The organism is Protofrankia sp. CiP1_Cm_nod2 (assembly GCF_920664355.1).
GTDB lineage: Bacteria > Actinomycetota > Actinomycetes > Frankiales > Frankiaceae > Protofrankia.
Map to the genome: position 1 here is coordinate 1 of NZ_CAKKTL010000029.1, position 1,961 is coordinate 1,961.

The following is a 1,961-nucleotide window of genomic DNA, read 5'->3' on the forward strand; positions in this document are numbered from 1 at the left end:
GGCCAGGGCGGGACGGCGCCGGGCCGGCGGGGGCCGGTGGGCCGGGGTTGGTGGGCCGGGGCTGGTGGGCCGGGCCGTCGGGGTGGCCGGGCCGGGTGGCGGGCCCGTGACAGCCCCCGCGGGCCCACCGGCCCGCCGGGGAGTCCGTGGAACATCCCAGGGCGCCGGGACGGGGGCGGCACAATGAGAGCGGATGCGGGATGCGGGATGCGGGATGCGGGATGCGGGATGCGGGATGCGGGGGCGGCACCGGGGCGGGCAGCACGAGGAGAAGCGCCGGTTCTCGCGGGTCTGGAGACGGGAACCCCCGGGCACGGGCGCGCGGCATCCCCCCGGGCGTGGGCGCGCGCTGGCGGTGCGGGGAAGTGGCGGCGGTGCGGGGAAGCGCGGGGAAGCGCGGGGAAGTACGGGGAAGAAGGCCGGGAGAGGGCGGGGCATGGAGACGACCACGGTGTCCGTACACACTGGCGGGACGGAGCGTGTCCACGACCTCACCGATGATGCCCGTCGGTTCGTGGCCGGGCGCGGGGACGGGCTGCTGTCGGTGTTCGTCCCGCACGCGACCGCCGGAGTCGCCCTGCTCGAGCTCGGCTCGGGCAGCGACGCCGACCTGCTCACCACGCTCGGCGAGCTGCTGCCGGCGGACAGCCGCTGGCGGCACGCGCACGGCTCGGCGGGCCACGGGCGCTCGCACGTCCTGCCGGCGCTGATCTCCCCGTCGCTGACCGTGCCGGTCCTCGACGGCCGCCTGCTCCTGGGGACGTGGCAGTCGATCGCGCTCGTGGATCTCAACGTGGACAATCCTGAACGCACTGTTCGACTCTCGTTTCTGTCCGGATGAGCCGGTACGGGTGGCACCTTTGTCCACAACTACCGGCGTGGCACTTGCGCTGCCCCGGGGTGCTCCGGTGGACTAGGTCCACGGTGGTGCGCGCAGCAGGTGGATCGAACAACCGCCGTGCCGTACAGCCGGTGCTCACGGGCGGCGTGCCCGCGGGCAGCTGACACGAGCAGGAGGTTGTTGAGGGTGAGTCCGACCGCGGCGAACGCCGAGGGTCAGCGGCGTGCGGAACGTCTGGGCATTACGCCCGGGGTACTGGTTCAGTCGCTCAACGAAGACAACGACATCGCCTATGATCTTCTCGACGCCGTCACCTCGGCCAGCGGAACGGAACTCGTCCCGGAGGACTCCGACGATGTGGTCGATGTCGTGCTGCTGTGGTGGCGGGACGACGACGGCGACCTTGTTGAGGCACTCATCGACGCGCGCCGCCAGTTGTCGGAGGCCGGTGTGATCTGGCTGCTGACACCGAAGGCCGGCCGGCCCGGCCACGTGGAGCCCAGCGATGTGCTGGAGGCGGTGCCGGCCGTCGGCCTGGTGCAGACGAGCACCGTCAGCGTCGCCACCGAGTGGGCCGGCATGCGGCTTGCCGCTCCCAAGTCCCAACGGGTCCGGCACCGCTAGCCGTCCGCCAGGGCGCTGGCCGTCCACCAGGGCGGGCCCCCCTCAACCGGGAGGACAGGGGGCCTCAACCGGGAGGACGAGGACGGGTGGCCGGTGTCGCCGTGCGCCGTGGGCATCCCCGCCGGGCGGTCTCGCGGCGGCCGGTACTCGGCCGGTGGGTGCCCACCGCCGAGTGCCGGCCATCGGAGAAGACCGACGCGAGTGTGCTGGTGGGTACACCCACCGGGCCGGAAGGCGTACCCGCCGGCACACTTGCCCCGATCGTGCCCGGACGGGCGGTCGCGGACGCCGTTCAGACCGCCCGCCCGGGAGGACATGGTCTCCCATCCGGGCGGACGGCCGCGGACGCGGTCCCCGCCGTGTTGGCCGGCGGGGCTGTATGGCCGTCCCGCCGTGTGGCCATCCCTCCGTGCGCCTCCGTGCGCCTCCGTGCGCCTGGCCGGCGAGCCAGGCGCACGTACAGGCTCGTCCAGGCGTACAGGTCAGGCGTACAGGT

General features: G+C 73.7%; 2 protein-coding genes and 1 pseudogene. All 3 read left to right on the forward strand.

Annotation, left to right across the window (positions count from 1 at the left end; all coding sequences use genetic code 11):
- Nucleotides 1-187, forward strand: a pseudogene (locus tag NBW84_RS05135) (hypothetical protein); the annotation flags it as partial.
- 249 nt (nt 188-436) lie between these two features.
- Nucleotides 437-841: a secondary thiamine-phosphate synthase enzyme YjbQ gene (locus tag NBW84_RS05140; RefSeq protein WP_250282230.1), complete on the forward strand. Its 405-nt coding sequence runs from the start codon at nt 437-439 to the stop codon at nt 839-841.
- A gap of 186 nt (nt 842-1,027) precedes the next feature.
- Entirely contained in the window at nt 1,028-1,465 is a 438-nt protein-coding gene (locus NBW84_RS05145; RefSeq protein WP_250282182.1) for a DUF3052 domain-containing protein, read from the forward strand.
- Nucleotides 1,466-1,961 lie beyond the last annotated feature (496 nt).